This window comes from Janthinobacterium sp. JC611 (assembly GCF_018682595.1).
Lineage (GTDB): Bacteria > Pseudomonadota > Gammaproteobacteria > Burkholderiales > Burkholderiaceae_D > Janthinobacterium.
This window is the reverse complement of record NZ_JAFLJN010000054.1, coordinates 1-21,863: the sequence shown is the minus strand read 5'-3', so window position 1 is coordinate 21,863 and position 21,863 is coordinate 1. Positions and strand designations below refer to the sequence as shown.

The 21,863-nt window shown below is 65.1% G+C and carries 18 protein-coding genes and 1 pseudogene; all 19 read right to left on the bottom strand.

Annotated features, from left to right (window positions below; genetic code table 11):
- Positions 1 to 109 precede the first annotated feature (109 nt).
- The gene (locus J0O65_RS25190) at positions 110 to 421 is read right to left on the bottom strand and encodes a hypothetical protein (protein WP_215409907.1); all 312 of its coding nucleotides are present in this window, start codon (positions 419 to 421) and stop codon (positions 110 to 112) included.
- Positions 418 to 3,192 (bottom strand): HMG-box domain-containing protein, encoded by a 2,775-nt coding sequence (locus tag J0O65_RS25185; protein WP_215409906.1) that lies wholly within the window; start codon positions 3,190 to 3,192, stop codon positions 418 to 420. The genes J0O65_RS25190 and J0O65_RS25185 overlap by 4 nt, the downstream gene beginning before the upstream one ends.
- A 59-nt stretch (positions 3,193 to 3,251) precedes the next feature.
- Positions 3,252 to 5,507 carry an ATP-binding protein gene (locus J0O65_RS25180; RefSeq protein ID WP_251373986.1) on the bottom strand — a complete coding sequence of 752 codons (2,256 nt, stop codon included), beginning with the start codon at positions 5,505 to 5,507 and terminating at the stop codon, positions 3,252 to 3,254.
- Between the two features lie 4 nt (positions 5,508 to 5,511).
- Positions 5,512 to 6,003: an aspartyl/asparaginyl beta-hydroxylase domain-containing protein gene (locus J0O65_RS25175; RefSeq protein WP_215409905.1), complete on the bottom strand. Its 492-nt coding sequence runs from the start codon at positions 6,001 to 6,003 to the stop codon at positions 5,512 to 5,514.
- Between the two features lie 4 nt (positions 6,004 to 6,007).
- Positions 6,008 to 6,775, bottom strand: coding sequence for a hypothetical protein (locus tag J0O65_RS25170; protein WP_215409904.1), 768 nt, complete (start codon positions 6,773 to 6,775; stop codon positions 6,008 to 6,010).
- Positions 6,776 to 6,779: 4 nt separating this feature from the next.
- On the bottom strand, positions 6,780 to 7,424 hold the full coding sequence (locus J0O65_RS25165) for a hypothetical protein (protein WP_215409903.1): 645 nt from the start codon (positions 7,422 to 7,424) through the stop codon (positions 6,780 to 6,782).
- A complete protein-coding gene (locus J0O65_RS25160; RefSeq protein WP_215409902.1) occupies positions 7,424 to 8,368 on the bottom strand; it encodes a hypothetical protein in 945 nt (314 codons plus the stop codon). Before J0O65_RS25160 ends, J0O65_RS25165 begins: the two co-directional genes overlap by 1 nt.
- A 63-nt stretch (positions 8,369 to 8,431) precedes the next feature.
- Positions 8,432 to 11,950, bottom strand: coding sequence for a hypothetical protein (locus tag J0O65_RS25155; RefSeq protein WP_215409901.1), 3,519 nt, complete (start codon positions 11,948 to 11,950; stop codon positions 8,432 to 8,434).
- Positions 11,947 to 12,768 (bottom strand): hypothetical protein, encoded by an 822-nt coding sequence (locus tag J0O65_RS25150; protein WP_215409900.1) that lies wholly within the window; start codon positions 12,766 to 12,768, stop codon positions 11,947 to 11,949. Before J0O65_RS25150 ends, J0O65_RS25155 begins: the two co-directional genes overlap by 4 nt.
- Entirely contained in the window at positions 12,765 to 13,742 is a 978-nt protein-coding gene (locus J0O65_RS25145) for a phage tail protein (RefSeq protein WP_215409899.1), read from the bottom strand. Before J0O65_RS25145 ends, J0O65_RS25150 begins: the two co-directional genes overlap by 4 nt.
- Complete coding sequence (locus tag J0O65_RS25140) at positions 13,739 to 14,848, bottom strand: hypothetical protein (RefSeq protein ID WP_215409898.1); 1,110 nt, start codon at positions 14,846 to 14,848, stop codon at positions 13,739 to 13,741. Before J0O65_RS25140 ends, J0O65_RS25145 begins: the two co-directional genes overlap by 4 nt.
- Before the next feature lie 3 nt (positions 14,849 to 14,851).
- On the bottom strand, positions 14,852 to 17,914 hold the full coding sequence (locus J0O65_RS25135) for a baseplate J/gp47 family protein (protein ID WP_215409897.1): 3,063 nt from the start codon (positions 17,912 to 17,914) through the stop codon (positions 14,852 to 14,854).
- Positions 17,911 to 18,108 carry a hypothetical protein gene (locus J0O65_RS25130; protein WP_215409896.1) on the bottom strand — a complete coding sequence of 66 codons (198 nt, stop codon included), beginning with the start codon at positions 18,106 to 18,108 and terminating at the stop codon, positions 17,911 to 17,913. Before J0O65_RS25130 ends, J0O65_RS25135 begins: the two co-directional genes overlap by 4 nt.
- A 14-nt stretch (positions 18,109 to 18,122) precedes the next feature.
- The gene (locus J0O65_RS25125) at positions 18,123 to 18,512 is read right to left on the bottom strand and encodes a GPW/gp25 family protein (RefSeq protein ID WP_215409895.1); all 390 of its coding nucleotides are present in this window, start codon (positions 18,510 to 18,512) and stop codon (positions 18,123 to 18,125) included.
- A gap of 2 nt (positions 18,513 to 18,514) precedes the next feature.
- Positions 18,515 to 18,928 (bottom strand): PAAR domain-containing protein, encoded by a 414-nt coding sequence (locus J0O65_RS25120; RefSeq protein WP_215409894.1) that lies wholly within the window; start codon positions 18,926 to 18,928, stop codon positions 18,515 to 18,517.
- Complete coding sequence (locus J0O65_RS25115; RefSeq protein WP_215409893.1) at positions 18,928 to 19,524, bottom strand: phage baseplate assembly protein V; 597 nt, start codon at positions 19,522 to 19,524, stop codon at positions 18,928 to 18,930. The genes J0O65_RS25120 and J0O65_RS25115 overlap by 1 nt, the downstream gene beginning before the upstream one ends.
- On the bottom strand, positions 19,521 to 20,567 hold the full coding sequence (locus J0O65_RS25110) for a phage late control D family protein (RefSeq protein ID WP_215409892.1): 1,047 nt from the start codon (positions 20,565 to 20,567) through the stop codon (positions 19,521 to 19,523). The genes J0O65_RS25115 and J0O65_RS25110 overlap by 4 nt, the downstream gene beginning before the upstream one ends.
- Positions 20,560 to 21,201, bottom strand: a complete 642-nt coding sequence (locus tag J0O65_RS25105; RefSeq protein WP_215409891.1) for a CIS tube protein — start codon at positions 21,199 to 21,201, stop codon at positions 20,560 to 20,562. The genes J0O65_RS25110 and J0O65_RS25105 overlap by 8 nt, the downstream gene beginning before the upstream one ends.
- Positions 21,201 to 21,863: pseudogene (locus J0O65_RS25100) on the bottom strand (hypothetical protein); the annotation flags it as partial. The pseudogene J0O65_RS25100 and the gene J0O65_RS25105, both read right to left, overlap by 1 nt.

Below are 21,863 nucleotides of genomic sequence, written 5' to 3'. Positions count from 1 at the left end.
CGGCGTCATGTGAGGAAAGCAGGCAGTGGCCGTCAGAATGGCGGAGCGGGGCGCGACGCCATGGAGCAAGATTTCATGGGACGCGTGAGGCAAGCGCCTGTGCGCCTGGTCAAACGACCACTTCGATCTCTTCCCACGGCACAGCCGCCGGATCCAGCAGCCACAGCAGGGCGAACTGGCGCTGCGCGATGACCTGCCCGATCAATCCCCCGGGAACATTGACGAAGCGCGCCTGGCGTCGGGCGCAGGCCCGCCGGCCGGGTTGCGCACATAGCGAAAGTTCGCCATGGCGGCGCCGCCGTGCGCGCCCTGCCGCTGAACGACAGCGGGCGCGCGGCGCGTGTCTGTGGCGGGCTGCATGGGCGGTCTGTGCCGCAAAGGTGCATGCGTCATGATCAGCTTTGCTGGCGGGCATTTTCACAACGACTCCTTGCGTTTGCGTTTGCCTGCAACTTTCTTCGTGCCGGTTTGTGCATCGAGCAACAAGGATGCGTGATGGTAGAGCGCAGATGGCACGGCTGGTACATGGGCTGGTTTTTTCAGCACCCTTTTTGACCCGATATCCCACACCGCGCCCTTCGGCACGTAATTACCGACTGGCGCCTCATCCCCGGCCTTTTGCAAATGCATGACGAAGCCCAGATTGGTGCTGTCGGTTCCGAACTGGAAGTGTTTCGACAGGCTTGCATACAGCGTGACCTTGGCATGCGTATTTTTTTCCAACAGGCCAGGCAGCGCGGCAGGGTCCATATTCGTCATATCGTAGATCTGCGCATCCCCGGTTTTTTGCTTGCCAAAGGCAGTCAGTTCTTCTCTGGTGGTAAAGTTATAGGCTGGGTCGACCAGGCTGAGCGACTTGGTCCCCGCTTTGGAGCTCATGGTTTCAAAGTACACCGGTCCCCTGTCCTTGACCGATTTTTTCACGAAGGCCGCGTCCGCTCCGTGAAACATCATCGCGCTGCTCGAACCTTGCTGCCCGCTGTGGGTGAGATAGAACGACGCAATGGCATAGCCGGCACGCTCAACGGGTTCCTCGTAATGGCGCAAGACAGCCGCTTCCATTTTTTCCCTGGCCTCGCTCTGCTCATATTCCGTCGACAGGTGGAGCGCCGCCTCATTGAGGTTCTCGATGATCTGCGTCGCCTCCGCAAACAACACGTCGCTTGGCCAGCTGCGCCAGCGGTTTAACAACTGCAAGCCTTTACCATAGTTGCTGGCGATACGATTGAGCAAAACTTCGACCTTGTCGTTTTCCACTGCCACCCGGCCCACTGCCCCCTTGGCAAGATTCATGCTGCGCTTGAGCGTGTTGTGCAGCAGCGGCAAGCCGCCGCCCCGCCTGCGTCCGCTACGCGCCACATCGGGCGTTGGCTGGATCACTTTCTGCAGCGTGGCGAGAAACGCCTTGATGTCATACTGCCCCGGCCATATCCGGATCGATTTTTCGAGGTCGCTGATGCTGGGGTATAAAAACCCAAAACTTTGCCGTTCGGTCATTTTTACATCGCTAATTTCATTCCACTTCTGAAGAATCCCCTGTTTGATCTCAGGCACACTTTTCTTCAGATTTTTCTTGTCCTGAATTTCAAAGATAACGGCGGGGTAAGCAAAGAAACTCGTTTCGCCTTGCATGCCGGCATACACCAATTTCAGCGTATGGGTACCGAACGTGCAGTCCTTATCGCCGTATATCCGCTTGGCCCCCGACACGATTTGCCGATAATGCCCTAACAGTTCCGACTCATAGTCTTGCGTTGTATCAAAATCGTGATTGACCAGGCGGCTTGCTTCGACAAGGTAATCTTCCGTATGAAGATATCGCTCGGGATCGCGGTTATCTCTCGCCGGCACGGGAGTGCTGACCTGCGAATTTTTCATCAGCAAATTGTAGGTAAAGCTGTTGATCTCTGCACCCAACTTGGGACCGGGATGCCCCTGGCTTATCGGTTTATATTTGATTATGCCGAACGGGCTGCCTTTTTCCCGTTCGACGGGGGCGCTCAACAATGGGGATGATCCACTCGATGTGTCATTGGCCTTTTGCTTGGCGGGTTTATACATCGCAGCCAGGCCATTGACGAACCCGGCATCGCCACGCTTGTTACTTCCTGTCAGTCCAAGTATGCTTTTTTGCACATTCGCTGCACTGGAGCGGAAATAGTCGGACTGATTCATATTGAAGTAAGTACTCTTCCCTTGGCCTTCCGGCGGCTGCTTCACGGTAGTCGGGGCCGTCTTGGCATGGTATAGCGTCAGGCTGTCGCCTCCGGCATGCATCATCTTGACGCGCTTCCTGGCACCGTCCGAGCTCTTCTCTTTCCTGCGCGCCATTCCCTGCCGCGAAACCTTGCCATTCCACTCAATGACTCTATCGCGCACGCGATCCGGCATGTCGCCATACATGGCACCCAATTTCCCGATTTCCTCTTCCAAGAACATTTCCGCGTCAACAGAGGTCACGGGATCCCAGCCATCCGTGGCCGGACCAGGAAATTCAGGCAGGTCCCGCATCAACTCCCGGTGGATCTCGTCATACTCGACAGAGTCTTCCCAGTACAGCTCTGCCAGCAGGGAAAACACGTCGTTGCGGCCCTGCCGCCACAACTGCTTGCGCGTGATATAGCGTTTCGCATCGCCAATGGTGCGCTGCACGGGCGCATTTGCCTGGCTGTCTTCGCTTGCGACGAGCGGCCGGGACGGCCCCGCCCCGCGTTGCAGCGGCTGCCGCATCAGGCGTTCAGCACCCGCCTCATCGCTCGTGTTGACGGCTTGCCCGTTGACGCGGGCATCGGCCCGGGGCGGCGTCCCCCGCAAGACATTGATGATGTGATGCCCGACCTCGTGCTTGATGTTCGGCTCGCTATCCTTGCCGGGCGCGAAATGGACCTTATTGCCTTGCAAGGTTGCCTCGGCATCCACGGTGGCGGGAAACGGGGAATTGTGCGTGGCGCGCAGCGTCGACGTATCGACGCCATGCTGTTCCCCCATCGCCGACGCGATGGCCCGGAAGGCGGCCGAGCCCTGCGCGACCATGGACGGCTGCCGTGGCAGGCTGGCCGGGCTACGCGCATAGCGGTACTGCTGCATCGGCGCGCCGCCATCGGCAACGCGCGGTGGCGGCGTGTCCGGCCCGTCGCGCGCCACCGTGTGCGCCGGCGAACGCGGTTTATGCCGCAGCCGCTCATGCTGCATCGGCCATTCTCCCTTCCGGCACACCGGCATGCGGCCGCCGACACGCAGGCGACTTGGCGCTACGCATCGTCGCCCCAGCGGAAATCATCGGGTGAAAACACCTTGCCCAGCTTGTGGTACTCCCGCTGCGTTGCCTTGAGCAAGTGCCGCTGCCCCACCGCCTGCTGTTCGGCCGCCGCGAGGAAGGCGGCGCTGACGGCGATGCTGTTGATGTTCGCGCCGCTCAGGGGCGCGCGTTCAGCCAGCAGCTCGAAATCGATATCGCCGGCCAGCGGCACGGCGGGCGGAAAGGCGCTGCGCCACAATTGCAGGCGCTGCGCGCCTCCGGGAAACGGATACTCGATCATGAACTTGAAGCGCCGCGTAAACGCCTTGTCCATATTGGCCATCAGGTTGGTCGACAGGATGACGATCCCCGTGTAGCTTTCTATACGCTGCAGCAAATAACCGGTTTGCAGGTTGGCATAGCGGTCGTGCGCATCCTTCGTCTCGGTGCGCTTCGAAAACAGGCTCTCGGCCTCATCGAAGAACAGCACGATATTCATCGCCTCGGCCTGGTCGAACAATTGAGCCAGGTGTTTTTCCGTCTCGCCGATGTATTTGCTGACGATGCTGGCCAGGTCGATGCGGTACAGGCCCAGGCCCAGTTCATTGGCGATGATCGACGCGGCCATGGTCTTGCCGGTCCCGGACGGACCATAAAACAGGATGCACAGGTTGCTGCCGTGCTCATTCTTGCGGTTGAAGCCCCACTCCTCGATGACCTGATGGCGCTGCTGCGCATACTGCAGTACTTCCTGCAACCATTGCCGGGTGGTGTACGGCAGGACGATATCGTTGAAGCGGTAGGTGGTCTTGACTTCATGCGCGACGCTCATCTGTTCACGGTTGCTCTGCGCGCGGCAGGCGTCGAGCAGCTCGTCGCCGATGCTGCCCTCCGCCCCCTCGGCCTGCAGCATGCGCCGGCTCGCCGCTTCCTTCAGCACCAGCACGATCTGTTCCTGCGTCAGCAGATATTGATTGACCAGCCTGGCGAGCAAGGCATCGTCGACGTGCACGCCGAAAGCCTCCGCGTGGCGCTGCCAGCTGGCGCGCCGCAAGCGGCTGTCCGGTGCAGGAACCCGCACCAGGACGGCCGCCACCGCGTGCCGGGCATAGCGAAAGGCCAGGTCGGACAGCCGCCGCGCCGGTCCGTTCAAGACCACCAGGTAGGGCTGGCTCTCGAACAGCACGTGCATGACCTCGTCGAGCAGGTCGTCGTCGGCGCCCTCCTGCGTGCCGAGCCAGTGACAATGCAAGAGCACGAAAGTGCTGTTGCACAACAGCGCATCGCGGCACAGCAAGCGCAGGCGCGCCAGCAAGGTACGGCGGTTTTTTTGCCCATTCAGATAGGCTTGCCAAATTTCCTTGCCGTCGAGTTCAACGCACGCCATGCCCATCGTCGCAAACGTCGCCGCGCACAGGCTGCGGGCCAGCCACAGGTCCGGCCCTTGCAATTGCAGCACATGGCTGGACGCGCGCGCCTGCGCCGCCGGGCCGCAGTGCTCGATGAAACGCGCCAGTTGCGCGAGGGCCTGGGCGTCGGCCAGGTGCTCGTCGAGCGCCAGCGTGCTCTCCAGGCTGCTCAGCGGGCGCTCGAGACACAGGCGCGGCGCGGCCTGGGCCAGCAAATACGCGGCAATCGGCTCGCTCAGGCGATAGCTGCCGTCCGGTCCGGCCAGGCTGGTGTCGGGCGTCAACACGATCAGATTCCAGTACAGCAAGGCGGCATCGGCCATCAGGCATGATTGCAGGCCCGGACGCGTGCCGCGGCAGGCGGCGAGCATGGCATCCAGTCCTGCCAGGTCGATCCAGCCTTCGCGGCCCTCGGAACTGGCGTCGCCGCCGAAAGCGCGCACGATGGCGCCATAGCGCCATTCGATTTCGCTCAACAAACCGAACAGCAACACTTCCTGTTGCGGCCGCTCAAGGTTGAACAAGGCGCAAACATGGATCCAGGGAATGAAAATCTGCGCTTCGACGGTGGCCGCCGCGCGCTGCCCCAGCAATTGCCACTGCTGCTCGATGCGCGCGCCCAGCCGCGCGGCCGCCTCAGCGCCGCCCGCGCCGGCCGCGCCCAGCTGGCTGGCTTGCCGGTACAGGCGCTCGAGGGTGGCACCGGACGGCGGTTCGGGTGGCGCGGACGCCGCCGCCTGGCGCGCCAGCAAGGCGAGCTCGATCATGCTGTCGGCCAGCGTGCGCAGCGCCTGCAGCAGGGCCCCGTTGTCCGCGTAGGCGCCGCTGTCGGTCGCGGCCATGGCTGCTTGAGCGCTCATCGTTTCACACCCCGTCCGGCCTGGTGAAATCGGCGAGGAGCACCAGGCGGTCGGTATCGCCACGGTTCCAGGCCGCATGTTCCTGCGTGTCGTCGAAAACCAGGCAGCGCCCGGGCTGCCAATGGCGCACGGCCGCGCCCACCCGCAACGCGCAATCGGCCGAACTGCGCAGGCCCAGGTGCAGGCGCAGCACCCGGTCCGTATAACCGACATGCGGCGCGATCTCGGTGCCGGGTGCCAGGCGCGAAAAGCCGGCGGTCACCAGGCCAGGGATGCAGCCGAGCAAGGCCAGCGTGCGCGGACAGAAGATGGCGTTCTCGAGCATCGGACGGCCTGCGAGCACCAGGCCATAGACATCCCAGCCGCGGTTGTACAGGCCCGTTTCGGGCCAGGCGTCGAATTCGGCGCGTGGCAGCGCCAGACATTCGTCGAGCACGCTTTCCCAGCCCTGCTCGAGGCGCGCGGCAAAGGGGAACTGGTCGTTACGAAAGAACATGGTGTCACCAGAAAAGTTGCCATTGCCCGGCCTGCCAAACGGCATGGCCCTGCAAGGTGATGCGATAGTCTCCGGGGGCGCCGTCGAAGCCGCGCGCCTGGTGATAGCGACGGCCGGAATGGATGAAGGCGGCCCCGGTCTGGTAATGGATCTGCTCGAACGGTTCGCGCTGCAGCAGCGCGAGGATCTCGCTGTCGCCCAGATGGGCCGTGCGTTCGAGTCCGAACGGCCACATTTTCATGCCGGCGCCCCGCCCCGCGGCGGCGATCAGCAAGGTCACCGACAGCGTCGGCGCCGCGCCCAGGCCGACAGCCAGGTGGCCGCGGTCGAGGTGGATGGGATTGCCCGGGAAGTCGGCCGTCTCGCGCCCGCCCTGCCATTGCTCGTGCACCAGGTCGAGGTCTTCCGAGGCACGCAGGGCGGGATGGCCGCCGAACAGGTGAAAGCCGGGCAAGGCAAGCGCCGGATGGTAAATGACAGGCTGGCCCAGCGCGGCGCCCAGGGCCGCCTGCAAGGCCTCATAGACTTCGCCGAAATTGTCCAGCAGAAAAGGATTATATTGGCGCGCCAGCCTTTCATACGGACGCGCCGGCATGCCCACGATATCGTAGTAATACGTCGCGCCCAGGGTATGGATCGGGAAATGCCGGGTGCGCCTGAGCCAGAACGGTTCCAGGTCCAGCAGGCGCTCGACGACGTCCGCGCATTGCTGCTGCGTCAGGACGGGCAGATGGAAGGAGGCAATGTCTGCAGGGCTGTTTTCAGGATGCATGGTCTTACCAGTACAAAAGAAGTTGTCCGTCCAGGCGGACCGCATGGCCCTGCAGTGTGATGCGCTCGAGGCCGCCTTGGCCGCAGGCCAGCACCGCCTGGTGTAGCGCCAGCCCGTCGTGCACGATCATCTGTCCATGGCGGTAAGCGATGAAGTCGGGCTGCGCATCCTCGCGCCGCCACAGATGCAGGCCGCTGCCCGCCGGCACGCTCAGCGGCAAGGTAAAACTCAGCAAGTCCTGCGCGCCAAAATGCCGGCCTGCGAACACGTCGCGGTATTGCAGGTCGCGGTGCACGCTTGCCACGGGCCCGGCGAATGCCGGGTGCGGCAGGTAGATATGAAAACCGGGCCAGGCGGCCTCGGGCGCCAGCAGGGCCGGCAGCGCGCAATGGCGCTCCAGGCAATCTTGCACCAGTTGCAGCAGCGCGCCAAAATGGGCCGCCAGCAGGCGGTTGCTGCGGTCGCGCTCCGGCCGGTCCCAGTAGGGGCCGGCCGGAGCCGCGCCGGCGTCGAGGTAGGCCGCCAGCCCCAGTGAATAAAAGGGCACCTCGGCATGCCGCTGCCGCCAGTGGCGGGCCAGCAGCGACACCCGCAAGACCCAATCGTCGCAGGCGGCCTCATCCAGCAAGGGGAAGACCGGCACGGGCATCAGCCGTGGCGTCCGTCGCCCACCAGGCGCACCAGGGCACGCGTGAGCAGGCGCCGGTCGGCATTGCCGAGACTGATGTCCGTGGCGCGCTGCACATTGTCGAGGAACAGGCGGACATTGGCATCGATCAGGCCCAGGTCGCCCCGGTTGGCCGCATTTTCATTGATTTTCACCAGCGCGCGGATGCCGTCCTTGAGCAAATCCTTCTGTTCCACGCCGAAGTTGCGCCCGGTAGCCTGCCCGAAGGTGGCAACGAGGCTGGTCAGGTCAGCCTCGTCGACCCGGTTGTCGACGGGCTGGCCCGCCGGCCTGGCGCTGCAGACGATTTTTTGCAGGCCCTGCACGAAGCGCGTCCGGTCGCCCTCGTCATTGCTCATCTTCGTGGCATCGCCGAACACGTGGGCAAAGTCGCCCACCCGTTCGTCGATCGTGCGCTGGGCCGAGGCCAGCAGGTTTTCCTGCAATCGGCCCGACGCGACTTCCTCGCGCAACTGCGCCATGGCCGCCGCCGTGGGGCTGGCACGGGTTTCCAGCGCGATCGAGCTGGCGTTCTCCGGCGTCCAGACGAACTCCACCAGGGGCGCGGGACCGATCGCCGGGTCGGCCGTCAACTGGATCTTCCAGGTTTCGCCCGCCCGCACCGTCATCGTGAAGTTCCCTGGCAAGGGGATGAAATACGTGTGCGCTCCTTTCTTGCCGGACGATGCGGTGACCGCCTGGGTGCACCCGGTGGCATAGGTATGGCTGGTCATGCTGCCGCCGGCGTCGATGGTGCTGCCCTCGAGCATGCCCATGTAGGGGGCGGTGATGGTTGGCTGTCCGATGCTGGCCATCACGAAGCCGTCGCTGGCGGCGACCGTGCTGAAGACGCCTTCGACCAGGTCGGCCTGCGAATACGTGGTGCGCGCGCCAAAGTCATTGCTGTGTTTATGGTTACGTTTCATGACAACTCCATGGTGAGATGCAACATCAAATGTCCTGCCGTGTCCGGCAAGTGCGAAAATGCTTCACATATCGTTCTGCCTGCCGTCGCCGACCAGCCGCACCAGCGCCCGCGTCAGCAGCCGCGTGTCGGTGCTGCTGAATTCGATCCCCAGCACCTGCTGGACGTTGCCGATGAACAAGCCGATATTCTTCTTGATCAAATTCAGGTCGGCGCGGCTGGCCTCGCTGTCGTTGATCTGCACCAGCGCCTCGACGCCGGCCTGGAGCAGGCCGCGCTGCGCGTCGGTAAAGCTGTGGCCGCTGGCCTTGCCGAAGGTGTCGATCAAATCCTGGACCGCCTGCGGATCGAGCGGCTTGACGACGTCGGCTTCGCCAGGCAGGGCTGGCGAGCAGACGATCTTTTGCAGGTCGCGCACGAACTGCGCCCGTTCTTCCTCGTCGGTGCTCATGTGGGTGGCATCGCCGAAGATCTGGGTCAGGTCGTTGACGCGGCCATCGATCACTTCCTGGGCGGTGGCCGTGACCGTGCCTTGCGCCTGGCCGCTGGCCAGACGCTGCTGCAGATTCAGGAACGAGTCGGCCATGAGCCGGTTCGGGTTGATGTCCGGCCCCGCCGTGCGCGCGCTCAATGCCGCTGCGCCGGCCGCGGCGGGTATCCAGGTCAGCACCACGTCGGGCGGCGTTTCGCCTGCATCTTTATTCGTGACCAGCTTGACCTCCCACGTCTCGCCCTGCCTCACCGGCAGCGTAAACACGCCGGGAACGGGCACGTTGTACGTCTTGGCGCTCTTCTTCCCCGTTTGCACCGTCACGGGCTTGGTAAAAGCCGTGACGTAGGTGGCACTGGTCGATTGGCCGCCGGCGTCGACCGTCGCTCCCTGCAAAATGCCGAAAAATGCCGGTGGCGGCGAATCGAGAGTCAGTGTCCCCATGAACGCCATCAGGATGCCGTCGCTCGCCGCAAGCTGCTTGCAGGGATACTCAGGGTTGTGATACTGCACGCGCTCGCCCAGCACATCGCCCACCAGGCTGGCCGCCTGCAGCGTGCCCGTCGCCGTGACGTTGCCGGCGACATTGACATTGCCCGTCACCGCCACCGCGCCCGGCGCGACGGCCAGCGTGGGCGCCCCGCCCACCGCGGCCACGCTGAACAGATTGGCGCCGGCGGCAAAGCCGGTGCCCCCGATCGCCAGCGACTCCCGGGCCCAGACGGTGTTGGCCGTCAGATCGTCGAAGGTCGCCGAGCCGCTGGCAAAACTGACGGGGCCGTTCACCTGCAGGGCGTACTGCGTATCGACTTTGGCGAGGGCCACATTGATGGCGACCGTATTGGCGTTGCTTGCGTTGCTATTGCTGACGATGAGCATGGCCGGCGCCAGCGCCGCCTCGTCATCGGGCGCAAGGATGGCATTGTCGTCGTTGGCCTTGAACTGGGCCAGCAGTCCCGCGCTGACCATGTAGGCCGAATTGGCGGCCGCGAACGGGGGCGCGCCGGCGTCGCCCGATGCCAGCAAGGTCAGCTGGGTCTGGCTATCGACCGAGCCGACGCGCAGCATCCGCGGCAGTGTCTGCGGATCGGCCGCGGCGAACAGCTGGTCGCCCGCCTTTGCCGCGCTCAGGAAGGCGGTGCCAGTGCCCGTGACCAGGGTCGGCGTGGCCGCATCGATGCTGATGGTCCCTGCCCCGTCCTTCTTCACGCCGTCGGCCCCCAGCAACTGGTAAGGCAGGCTGTCGACCTTCCCGACATACGGCGCGGACAAGGTCAATTGCGTATCGCTGGCCACCTGCGCGACGCTCTGCACCTGCACCGCGAGCGGGTTGAAGCGGGGAATCAGCAAGGTGTCGCCGGCCGACAGGGCGGTAAACTTGGTGCCCTCCGTGCCAGTGATGGTCGTGCCATTGCTGCTGACCTTGCCGCTGCCGGCGACGGGCGCAAACGTGCCCGACACCAGGTAACTATAGGGCGAATTGATGACGGGAATTTCAAACTGTGTCGCCAGCACCAATTCCGTATCGCTGACGGGCGTCTTGGCCAGCACCGCCTGCTGCTGGTTCAGGGTGCCGATGGCGATCAGGTCGCCGGCCTTGACCTGGTCCTGGAACGTGGTGTTGTAACCCTGCACGACATTGTCGCTGATCGAGCTGATGACGCCGTTGCCGATGAAGGCGCTGCCGCCGCCCACGCTCAGCGAGGCAGCCGGGCTGCGGTCGAAGATGCCGACGTTGCCGCCATCGTAGAACAGCCGGCTCGCCGCCTGCCCCGGCGACTCCTTGGTCCAGTAGCTGAGCATGGCCATGCCCTGCAACTTCGAGCCGTTGCCCTCGAAACTCTGGGCCTTGATGGCGCCGCTGGCAGTCAGGCTGTCGGCCAGTATCTGCCCCTGCACGTCGAGGGCGGCGCGCGGCGCGCCTTCGTTCAGGCCGATGCCGACGTTGCGGTCCGGCCCGATGACCAGCGCATTCGGCCCGGCGCTGGCGGAGCCCCCCTTGGCCAGGGCCTGCACGCCCAGGCCGATGGATCCGTCCAGGCTTACCTGCAGCAAGGTACCGTCGCTGCGCGAAAAACGGGCCAGGGCCGAGCGCATGTAGGTATAGCCCGATCCGGGCGCCGGCATCGTGGTGGGCGAAAAGGCGGCGTCGATCTCGACTTGCAAACCATCCTGGACGATCTTGCTGACGGTGCGGCGCTGGGCCGTCCCCATGCGCACCGAAGGGTCCGCGATGAGCTGGTCGCCTACTTGCAGGAACGGCGCGGGCGCATCCGAGAAGGTGACCAGCTGGTTATCCCAGCTGATCGTGCCCATGCCCTTGAAGGTCACGGCGTCGACCTGCAGGTTGGCGACCGGATGGTCGGTGCCCACGCCGAGGTTGTTGCGCGCCGTGAGCAAACCCATGAACTGCCCGCGCGGGGCGTCGAACTCCAGGTAATAGCCGTCGGCGCGGCTGCCTTCGCGGCGCGCGCTGATGCTTGCGTAGTCCGCCCGCACCGTCGCGCCGCCCAGATTGGACGGCGTGGAAGCGGCCTGGTTCACGCCCGCACCTTCCGTGACGAAATTGACCGAGCCGACGCTGGTACCCACATAGCGGCGTTCGTTGCGCCCGGATTTGTAGGTCAGGCTGTTGATGCTGCGCTCGGTGGTCAGGGAAATGACCGCCAGCAAAATGTTGGTGCCGGGCTGGTCGAGATTGCGCAAGTACTGGATCTGCGGCTGCTGCACGATGCGCTTGTAGCCGGCCGTGCCGCTCTCGTCGCTGAGGTCGGCGAACACCTCGAAATAGTTGATGGTGATGAAATAGCTTGCGCCAGGGACCAGTTGATCGAACGTCAGCACGGCTGGCTCGAGCAGGATGATCTGCCGGCCCAGGGCGTCGATCGCCATGCCGCGCGACACTTCGAGCTGGCTTGGCTGACCATCCGCCGGGGCGGCAACCTCGAGACCGTGCGCAATGCCATACAGGTACAGGCTGACATTGCGCGCCGCCAGCATGTCCATCTGATACTGCTGCTCGCAGCGGAAATCGTCCGTCAGCAAGGCTTCGCCCGAAAAATAGTTGGGCCGTTCGACACGTGGCTGTTTCATGCGATTCCCCGGCCGATGAAGCCGGCAGCGGCGCCGGGCAAGGCGATCCACGACAGCGTGATATCGCCATGGCCGCCGGCCGCCTGCAGCGCCAGCAGCGTGACGACGAATTGCGCCGTGCCGGACGCGACGGCTGTGGCGTAGGGGACGCTGCCGCCCACCGTCACCATCACGGTGGGCGGCGCGCTGAAGGCATCCTGTTGCGCGGCGTCGAAATGGACGGTGACGCTGGTGCTGGCGCCCGCGCCTTGCAACTGGGCCGCCGGCACCGTCAGCGTGCCCTGCAGGAACGTGTCGGGCACGGCGCTTGCCCGCATTTCCCCCTGCGTCTCCCCCAGCGCGGCCGGCAGCCGGCTCGTCACCGGGATGCGGCTGTCGGTCACGCTGACGATGGCCTTGCTGGCGTCGAGCGCGACGGTGGCCAGCAGCACGCCATGGTCGGGCACCCTCTTCGCGGCGTGCAGCTGGGCCGCCTCGTTGACCACGTTGGCCGTCGACGCGCTGGTGTCCGGGTAGCAGGCGTACACCAGCATGGGGTTGCTGGCGTCCGACGGCAGCGTGACCGGCGTCGCGCCGGACGGCAGGATCAGGAAATGCCCGGCATCGTCGAAGGCCACGCCCTGGCTGACGGCCAGCGTATTGCCAGCCTGGCTCACCAGCATGCCATTCAGCACGCCGGACGAGAACAGGTACTGGTTTTGCAGCCAGAACCAGTTGCTGAAGTAACTCTGCTCGAGCGTCATGTAGTCCGACGTCAGGAACATGCCGGTCTGATAATTCAGGTGGGTGGCGACGTCCGCCTTGATGATGGTGCTCATGTCATGCTTCCTTGTTGGCCGAGTAAAGTATTGACGCCCAGCGCGGTGGCGTAACCTTCCGCCTGCAACTGCATGCTGGGTACGATCGTGATGAGGTAGTTGCTGGCGGCCGGCTTCATGACGCGCAGGAACTGTTCGAGCCGGCCGTACAGCGCCTGGATCTGCGCCACGTTGGAGGCCGTCAGGATGAACAGCGGGTCGTGCGCGTTCGGCAGCACCATCTGCACGTTGAACAGCCACGGCAGGTAGCCCGCCACGACGGGCGCGCCGCTCGCGTAGGCGTCGCGCACGATGAAGGCGCTGCCGGCCAGGTCGCTTGCCATGATGTCGGGCGCGGCTGGCGCGCTGATGCTCACCGACAGGACGCCGTCGATGGCGACCCACTTGCCGCTGTCGTCCAGTTGCTGGCCGTGCATGGCCATGGGCAGCCCGAGCAGCAAGTCGGCCAGCATGCTCAAGCCCTGCAAGGTCCCGCGCAGGCGGTACAGGGCCATGATTTCCGCGATCACGGTGCGCTTCTGGTCGATGTCCCAGTCATTGTCGACCGCCAGCGCAACCCAGCTGCCTAACCAGACGAGGAAATCGTTGAGCCAGGCCTCGATGGGCGCGTTCGGGTCGGAGGCACCTGGCGCGGCGGCCACGTAGCCCGCCAGCGGATCGCCGGGCGCGGGCACCTGGATATAGGTGTCGAGGTCGGCCAGAATGGCCGTTTCCTGCTTTGCCGTCGCGCCGGAGATGGGCGGAATGAAACGCGTGTCCGAGGGAGGAAACAGGAAACTCAGGCGCGGATAGAACAGGTTGCCGATGACGTCCGCCTGCAGCAGCTCATGGATACCCTTGCGCCCGCCCAGCTCGGCGTCGCCGATGCCGGTCAATATCTTTTCAAAAATCTTCAGGTACTGCGCGAGAAAAGCCGGCTGCGTGGTGCTGTACACGGCAGGCAGGTAGCGCAGGTAGCTTGACGGCGCGCTCATGCGGCATTGCTCCGGACGCTGACATCGAGGCAGCGCAGGCGCGGCAAGCCCCGGTAAAACATCGCCGGCGTGCCGGGCGGCAGATCGGCGAGCTGGGCGTTGACGTCCAGCACGGCCATGCGGTCGAGCACCAGGGTCGGGATGAAATCGAAGACCAGCCCGTCGATGGATGCGATGCCCGGCACGGCCAGAATCAACTGGCGCAGCGCCGCTTCGGTGGGCGCCCCGTCATATGGCCAGCCCTGGCCGGCCGCGCCTCCTTCGCACGGCAGGAAGTAGGCGAAGAGGCGCGCAAACAACAGGCCCAGCGTGACCTCCAGGCGCACCGTCGGCACGCAGCCGGCGACGAGCGTCACGTTGATGTCGGTGAACTGCGCCGCCCGCGCCTGGACGCGGTTGCCGGCGATCACGCGCGGCGCCAGGTATTTGTTCACGGCCGCGAGCAAGGCACGCTCGGCCGCCGCGTCGTCGGCCGCCTCGATCATCAGCACCTTGCGCCGCGTGGTGCCGCCGCCAGCCTGGTTCGGATACGGCGGATACTGGTAGCGCCATTGCGCATCGCTGAGTATCCAGACAACGCTGCCCTGCCCCGCGCTCTGCGCATACGCGCGCCGCACCAGCAACGGCGTCGCCCCCTTGCCGCCGGCAGCCTGCTGCGCGATGACCTGGTTGGTTTCCAGCGCCAGCGTGTCGATATTCGACAGGGTCAGCGCCATGTAGGGATGGCCGACATAGGCCAGCACATGGCGCTGCAGCGTCGGCTTGTTCAGCACGACGCCCTGCTCGAGCTGTGCCAGCACTTGCTGCAAGGCCAGGAAGGCGGCGTCGTGGTTGGCGGTGGCGGCCAGGCTGTAGGCGGTCTGGTTGGCGGAAAAGGCCAGGCCCAGCACCCAGCGCAGGTAATTCTCGTCCGTCTGCACGGGAATCGCGTTGGCCTGGTACAGCAGCGACTCGTCCAGCCAGGCCAGCAATTGCAGCAGGGTGATGCCCGGATCGCTATCATTGTAGTCCGTCCACTGGCGCGTGTACTGCGGGATCCGGCGCACCAGGTCGGCTGCCAGTTCCTGGTAGCTCTTGCGGTCGAGGTCGGGCAGTTCGAAGGCCATGCGCTACACCGCCGAGATATACACGAGCATGCCGCCAGCGACGGGCAGCTCGGTGGGCGCCAGCACGACATTGCCATCCTGGCGCCCATTCACGTTCAGGCCCGGCACGGCGCTCACGCCAGGCAGACTGCGCAACAGCACATGGATGGCGGAGGCCTGCACGGTCTGGCCGAAACGCCAGCCCTGACCGGGCGGGCCGCCATACACGGGCTGGAAATAGGCGCGCAGCAGCGCCGCGATGCGCGCCTGTTCGGCCTGTATCTGGTCGGGCGCGATGCGCACCGCCAGTTGCGCCGTGACGGACACCGGCACATAGCGCGCCGCCTCGACGCGGATGCGCTCCACCAGCGCCGCCAGGCAGTATTGCCTGACATACGCGCCCACCTGGTCCAGCAGCGCCGGGCTGGCGTACGGCTGCGGATCGGTGGACAGGGGCAGCACCGCGATGCGGATGGTATTGCCTTCCGCCTCCACGGCGCGCGCCTGCGCCACCTGGGCGCTGGCGGCACCGGCCAGGGCCGTGAAATCCTGCAGTTGCACGGCCCAGCCGCCCGCACGCACCAGCGCGGGACTGGTGGCAGCCAGCTCGTCCCGCGTAGCGCAGCCGACCCCGCCGGCCGCCGGGGCCGGATTGGCCACCGCGGCGATGTTGGCGATGCCGGGACGCAACACCGTCAGCGCGCCAGCGCCCACGTTGCCCGCCAGCCCTTGCGTGTGGTGGTAGCGCATGGCGACGATATTGTTGTGGCCGGGCGGCGGGATCATGCCGTTGTAGCCATCGCCGAAAGTCAGCAGCCCGTTTGCGTAGTCGAGCATGTACACGCGGTCGGTCGGACCGCTGAAGGCGAAGTTCTCGACCTGGGTCCAGCGCCGCGCCACCTCGCCGGCACCCACGCGCACCTCCGCCAGCGCCGCGTCGGCAAACTCGGCCGCACCTGGCTCCCGCCCCGCCATCAGCCCGGCAGGCTCGATCACGCACACCAGCACGTCGGCCAGCACGGGGGGATAGTCGAGCGTGAACTGCTGGAACATCTGCTCGTTGCTCGAGCCGAGCACTTCATCGACCAAGGTGGTCAGGTTCGACGCCATGACCGTGTTCGGATACATGCCATACAGACGGATGGTGCGGTCGACATGGGCGTTGTTGATGCGGAACCAGAACGCCGTCTGCGAAAACAGATAGGCCGCCTGCATTGCGGCCGGGACCACGAAGCCAACCAGGCCGGAGCGGCTCAAGCCATAGGTGGCATCGTCCACCGCCAGCGCCTGCCACCGCTGGCCGTCGTGGTATTCCCACTGCAGGGTGCGCCCGGGGGCGGCCTGTTCCTGTTGCAGGTAGAAATACAGGACCAGCTTGTTGCCCACGCAGGCGGCGGCGAATCCCGCGTCGTCGAAGGCAAAATAGAAGCCGGTCAGCAGCGCGTCGACCGGCTTGAACGGGCTGAACAGGAAACGGCTCAGGGTGAAGGCGTTGTAGCTCCAGAAGCTCTGCGGCTTGGCCGCGAAGCTGTACTCGATACGCGCCGACAGCACGAATGGCGGGTAGTAGCTGGGCTGGGAAATCGTATAGCTGAAATTGACGCCAGCCACGTCGTTGAGGTATTTGCTCACCCCCAGCTTTTGCGCCTGGTCGAGGACATCCGCGGGAATGGCGTCGATGGTGGCGCTGACGCTGGTGCTGGCAATGCCGCCCTGCTGCCCGTAGCCGCCCTCGGCGATCACGCAGCGCAGCCACAGCCCTTCGGAACCGGCCACGGTGCCCGGGCCGAACTTCGGGCAGGCGAACTGGATATACGTGCCGCCATCTGGATTGTCATACTGGAAATTGTTGATCCGGTCGACGAACTGGTAAGTACTGGCGTCCGTGGTGGTGGCGTTGAAGGCGCTCCATTGCAAACCGTCCCAGAATTGCCAGACCAGCTGCACGGGAAAAGTGCACTGCAAGGTGGTGAGCGTGAAATAGATCGTCACCAGGGCGCCGGTCCTGGCGAACACGCTGTCCGAGCGCAGGTAGAACGCATCGTTGGTTTTCGGCGTCTCGCCGAACGGATAGGCGCCATTCGCGATATCGAGCAGCACGCCATTGCAGGCGGCCTGCTGCGGCACGATGGCCTTGCCCTTGAAGGTGCAGTTCAACCCCGTGATGACGGGCAATTGCGGGGCCAGCGAGGCCAGCACCTGGACCTGCGGCGCGGGCTTGACCAGCAGCCAGTATTGCGCTTCCCCATCCTGGCCGCTCAACGGTGCGGCATCGAAACCGGCGCCCGGCTCGCCCGCCCGGTACAACTGCCGCTGCAGCTGCGCCAGCGGCACGGCGGCCGCGCGCGGCGTCATGCCAAGCACAATGTCGAGCTGGCGCTCCGACGATGAACTCGTCAATTGCGTCGTCAGCGGCGTCAGCGCGCCATCGAACCATTGTCCGAAATATTCCGGGTACAGCTGCTTGCCGGTCAGGCTGACGGTGATGCTTTGCAGCGCATCGTCAGGCTTGAACAGGACCGGATCGCCCATCATGAACCAGTGCCCGAGCGGCTGTTCGGCCGGATCGGCCTGCTGGCTGGCGACGAAGATCGGCACCCCGGCCTGGTCCCCAAGCAGGCCGGGCAAGGCATCGATGAACTGATCCTGCGCCGGGATGAGCGTCAGCGCCGCCGACAGCGTGGCGGGCAGCACCAGCAGCGTCTCGTTGGTCTGGAAGCGGATCGTCTGGTCCTGGCCATCGAGCACCGCACACTGTGCCGGCACCGTTACCGCCGGCTGGCCGGCCTTGAGCAGGAAGCGCAGCGGCGCCTGCGCCGCCAACGGCGCGCGCAACTGCATGTTCATGAACTGGAAAAAACCCAGGCGGCGCTGCTCCGGTATGGCATTTTCGATATCGGCCGTGTACGCGGCCAGCTGCGAAAACAGCTTCAGCAGCACCAGCCCCGGATCCTGGTCGACGTCCGACGCGCTTGGCGGCAGCGTGTTCCAGTAGTCGCTCCATTCGGGAACGTAGGCCTTGGCCAGCGCCAGCGTCTGCGCATAGAACTGCTCCGCGTCGCGAAAGTCGAGCGTCGGGGACGTCATGGACGCGGCTCGCCTGCCACTTCCACGCGCAACTCTTCCAGCACCTGGATGGCGCCGCTGATGCGCAGCAAGGTTGCCTGGAGCTGACGTTTGCGCTCGTTGAACTCGTCCTGCAGCGCCTGCAGCTGCGCCTGCCCCGCACTTTCGTTGCTTTTCAATTCCGCAAGGCGGTCGTCGATCAATTGCATGTCCATGCGTATGTCCTGGCTTATTTGAGAAAGAATGGGTAGACCAGATTGGCCGGCTGGTTGTGCGAGCGGATCAGGTAATCGACCGACACCCGCAGGCAATTGGGCTGTTGCGCGTCGATGAGGGCGGCCACGCCGGTGACCTGGATGCGCGGCTCCCAGCGGTCCAGCGCCTGCTTCACGTACAGCTGCGCCAGGCTGCTGGCGCTGGCATTGCCGGCCGAGAACACCAGCTCATTGATGCGGCAGCCGAAGGCCGGCAGCATCACCCGTTCGCCGGGCGCCGTCTGCAGGATGATCAGGATGGCCTCGGCGATGTCGTCGGCGCCGGCCGCGAACAGCACGCGCCCGCCGCTGGTCCGCACGGGGAACGCCCAGCCCTGGCCCAGGAAATCGGCGCCGGCGGCCATCGCTAGCCCATCCTCACGGTGCTCATGCCCGCCACCTGCACGGTGGGCGGCGGCGCCTGCGGACCGGCCGGCGGCAGGTCGTGGCAGGTCTCGCACAGGTCGCCCGCGCGCGCGGCGCCCTTGCCGTTGATGCGTACCGTCAGGCTGCCAAGCATCACCTGTCCCAGATTGGTGGGCGGCACCTGGAACTGGCCGCTGGCGGCGATATGCGGCGGCACATTGCTGGCCATCGAACCGACCGTCGCCGCAGGCCTGCCGTTGATGCGCACGTTCAGACTGGTATTGCTGGCGATCTTGCCGGAAAACGGGAACGGCTGCGGGGTCGGCACCGGCCCGCCCGGGCTCGGCACCAGCACGATGTGGATGTCGGCGGCGTTGACGATGCTATCGCCCGCCTTGGCGGCGCCCATGCCCATCAGTTCAGATCGATCATGGCGGCCTGCAGCTTGAGCGCCTTTGCGCCCTGCAACTGCATGCCCTGGGCCGACAGATCGGCCTTGACACTGCCGTCCGTGGTCTGCAGCACGACCTGGGCGGCGCTGATGGTCAGCGTGCCCTTGGCGCTGATCGCCAGGTCGCCTTCGCTGCTGATGCTGACCTTGTTGTTGGCGGTATCGAGCTCGATCCGGTTGTTCTTGTCGTCGATGATGGTGATCTTGCCCTGGGCACCATCATCGAGCACGATGGCCTTGCCCAGTTGCGTCCTGAGCATGCGCACCTCCTGCTGCCGGGCCGCCTCGACGGGTGGCTTTTGCACGCCGTTCCACAGGAAACCCAGCACATACGGCTGGTTCGGGTCGCCGTCGGCGAAGGCCAGCAGGGCCGAGTCGTCTTTCCTGGGCAAAAAAAAGGCGCCATAGCCGGGGCCCGCGAAAAAGCTCATCACCTGGAGCCAGTCCGACTCGATGGTGGCGCCACTCAGCGTCAGGAACACGCGGACGCGTCCCAGGCCCTTGGGGTCCGCGGTATTGCTCACCTTGCCGAGCGAGACGCCCGCTGCGTTGCCGTTCATATGCCCGTCCTGCGTACGTTGATGTCCGTCTTGTAGCCGCTGCTGTCGTCATAGTCGTGGGTGCTCGACGTGACGTAATAGGTGCCGTCAAAGCGCTCGCTCAGCCCGGTGATCTTGATATTGACGCCCGCCACCAGGTCGCTGTCGCCCACCAGGCTGGCCTGGCCTTCGATAAAGCTTTGCAGCTGGCTCTGGAATTGCGCGTCAGCCACCGCCTGCAGTGCGGCCGGGTCGCTGATGCCGGGGCATTGCAGCGTCATTTCCGAGCTGGGAAAATCTTCCGCCACCTCGTAGCCCGTTTCGCTGCCGCCCATCTTGTCCTGGCTGGTGCCGGACTGCGCCACGGCCGTGATGACGGCATCCGTTTCGACGTCGTAGCCGATGGCGGTCACCTTCTGGCCCATGGTCGGCACCTTCAGGTTCAGGCTCACCGCGCTGAGGTCGCGCGGGTAACTGAGCGTCTTGATGGCGCCCTTGCCCTCGGCCGAGGGGCGAAACACGAGGGTCGTGTCGGCCATCAGCAGTTCGTAGTCGAGCTGCTTGCAGCGCTCCATCAGGAAGGCGTAGTTGGAGACATTGTTCTGGATGACGTACTGATTGATGGTGTCCGGCTGGCCTTCCAGGGTGACGGGCAGGCGTGCCGCGCGCGCCACGTCGCTGACGATCTCATTGTCGTTGAGCAAGCTATAGGTCTTGGTACGGGTGCCGAACTTGAGCCGGTACATGCGGTCGAAACCGCGTATCGTGGCGGCCGAGGACGCCGTGCTGAAACTCGGTTCGATGGCCGTGATATCGCCGCTGATCAGTTGATGCAACTGGTTCAGGCCCAGGAAGATCGTGATCTGGTCGCCCGGCTTGAACACGTCGAGGTCGACGTCCTGCCAGGCGCCGTCCGCCTTTACCATGTCGAGCGTGAAGCTGAACATGGCCGGCACATTGATTTCATCGTGCACGCGCACGTTGTGGATGGCGGCCACGATCGAGGACGGCAAGGGACTGCGGTTCTTCAGGATCTTGAACGCACCGGTCTGCACGCTAAGCATACACGGCTCCCGCGCTGCCGGCATGCACGTCGGGAATGACCAGATTGCGGCCGATATCCTTGCGCTGCGGAAAATTCAAAACATCCTCGATGCCGTTCTGGGCGGCGATCAGGCGCCACTGGTCCGGGTCGCCCAGCGTGGCTTGCGCGATCAGGTACAGGCGGTCGCCCTGCTTGACCTGCCACAGCTGGCGGCAATTGAAATAGCCGCGCGACTGCAAGTCCTCCTCTTCCGTCAGCACCGACTTGAACGTCACGTTCAGCTCGGCGCGCACGGGAATGCCGGAACTGAGGAACATCGTGAATTTCTGGTCGAGCTTGACGATGATGCCCGTAAACAGGGGGCCGGCCCAGGTAAACACCAGCACCGGCGGTTCCTTGCGCACATTCGTGCCAACGCTGGGCACGGTGAGCGCGACGATCTTGCCGGTCTTGCTGCGCACGTCGACCTGCTGCTCGTAGGTATCGAAAAACAGCGACACGGTCAAATCGTCATTGTTGACCCGCTGGAACTGGATGTTCGATCCTTCACCCTGCACCAGCACGGTCTTGTTCAGCGACAGTTCGGTCGGGTTGTACATCACGGGGATTTCCTCGCGCGTCGCATGCACGACGATCTTGGCCATTTCCAGCATCAGGCGCCTCCCCGGCGATAGCGTTCGGTGGCGCCGCGGCGCGCGATGGCGCCGGCCATGCGGTCGGTCAGCGAGGCCAGCACCGGCGTGGAAAACAGCGTCTCGGTCAGCACCTTGCGCAACTGCTCCTGCGACTGCCCGCCATGCACGATTTCATGCACCACCCTGGTCTGGACGGCGCGTTCCACGCCGAGCATGCGCGTCTCGACTATGTGCTCGACGCGGCTTTGCAGCTCGGCCGTGGCAGCGGGCGCCGCCTGGCGCATGTCGCGCCGCACCGGCTGGCGGCCCTGGTAGCGTCCGAGGACGATGCAGGCGCGCGCGGCCGGCGCTGACCATGGCGCTGGCGCGGCCTGCGCCGGGGTGCGCCAGGCGCCGGCCCGCGGGCCTGGCGCGGCCGCGTCCCTTGCGTGCAGAGACATTGCCGGAGGCGCTGCGGGACGCAAAAATGGCGCGGCGGGCGCGGCAACGGCGTTGCGGACCGGCGCCCGTCTGGCCGTGCCGCCGCGCCGCGCCGCCTGGCGCTGCGTGGGACTGGCCGTGCCGCCAACGGCCGGCCGGGAAGCGGCCCCGCGCGCCGCCGGCTGCGCTGGCCGGATGGCTGTCCGGCCCAGCGCAGGCGAAGACGGCGCAGCGACGGCGCGCAGGCTGGCGCAACGCGC

Excerpts from the sequence above, each read along its gene's own strand:
- J0O65_RS25140 (WP_215409898.1), bottom strand. The coding sequence starts at position 14,848 with ATGGCCTTCGAACTGCCCGACCTCGACCGCAAGAGCTACCAGGAACTG.
- J0O65_RS25120 (WP_215409894.1), bottom strand. The coding sequence starts at position 18,928 with ATGGGCATGGGCGCCGCCAAGGCGGGCGATAGCATCGTCAACGCCGCC.
- J0O65_RS25135 (WP_215409897.1), bottom strand. The coding sequence starts at position 17,914 with ATGACGTCCCCGACGCTCGACTTTCGCGACGCGGAGCAGTTCTATGCG.
- J0O65_RS25145 (WP_215409899.1), bottom strand. The coding sequence starts at position 13,742 with ATGAGCGCGCCGTCAAGCTACCTGCGCTACCTGCCTGCCGTGTACAGC.
- J0O65_RS25175 (WP_215409905.1), bottom strand. The coding sequence starts at position 6,003 with ATGTTCTTTCGTAACGACCAGTTCCCCTTTGCCGCGCGCCTCGAGCAG.
- J0O65_RS25180 (WP_251373986.1), bottom strand. The coding sequence starts at position 5,507 with ATGAGCGCTCAAGCAGCCATGGCCGCGACCGACAGCGGCGCCTACGCG.
- J0O65_RS25170 (WP_215409904.1), bottom strand. The coding sequence starts at position 6,775 with ATGCATCCTGAAAACAGCCCTGCAGACATTGCCTCCTTCCATCTGCCC.
- J0O65_RS25125 (WP_215409895.1), bottom strand. The coding sequence starts at position 18,512 with ATGGCCGCCGGCGCCGATTTCCTGGGCCAGGGCTGGGCGTTCCCCGTG.
- J0O65_RS25110 (WP_215409892.1), bottom strand. The coding sequence starts at position 20,567 with ATGCTTAGCGTGCAGACCGGTGCGTTCAAGATCCTGAAGAACCGCAGT.
- J0O65_RS25150 (WP_215409900.1), bottom strand. The coding sequence starts at position 12,768 with ATGAGCACCATCATCAAGGCGGACGTCGCCACCCACCTGAATTATCAG.
- J0O65_RS25155 (WP_215409901.1), bottom strand. The coding sequence starts at position 11,950 with ATGAAACAGCCACGTGTCGAACGGCCCAACTATTTTTCGGGCGAAGCC.
- J0O65_RS25185 (WP_215409906.1), bottom strand. The coding sequence starts at position 3,192 with ATGCAGCATGAGCGGCTGCGGCATAAACCGCGTTCGCCGGCGCACACG.
- J0O65_RS25130 (WP_215409896.1), bottom strand. The coding sequence starts at position 18,108 with ATGGACATGCAATTGATCGACGACCGCCTTGCGGAATTGAAAAGCAAC.
- J0O65_RS25165 (WP_215409903.1), bottom strand. The coding sequence starts at position 7,424 with ATGCCCGTGCCGGTCTTCCCCTTGCTGGATGAGGCCGCCTGCGACGAT.
- J0O65_RS25105 (WP_215409891.1), bottom strand. The coding sequence starts at position 21,201 with ATGCTGGAAATGGCCAAGATCGTCGTGCATGCGACGCGCGAGGAAATC.
- J0O65_RS25160 (WP_215409902.1), bottom strand. The coding sequence starts at position 8,368 with ATGAAACGTAACCATAAACACAGCAATGACTTTGGCGCGCGCACCACG.
- J0O65_RS25115 (WP_215409893.1), bottom strand. The coding sequence starts at position 19,524 with ATGAACGGCAACGCAGCGGGCGTCTCGCTCGGCAAGGTGAGCAATACC.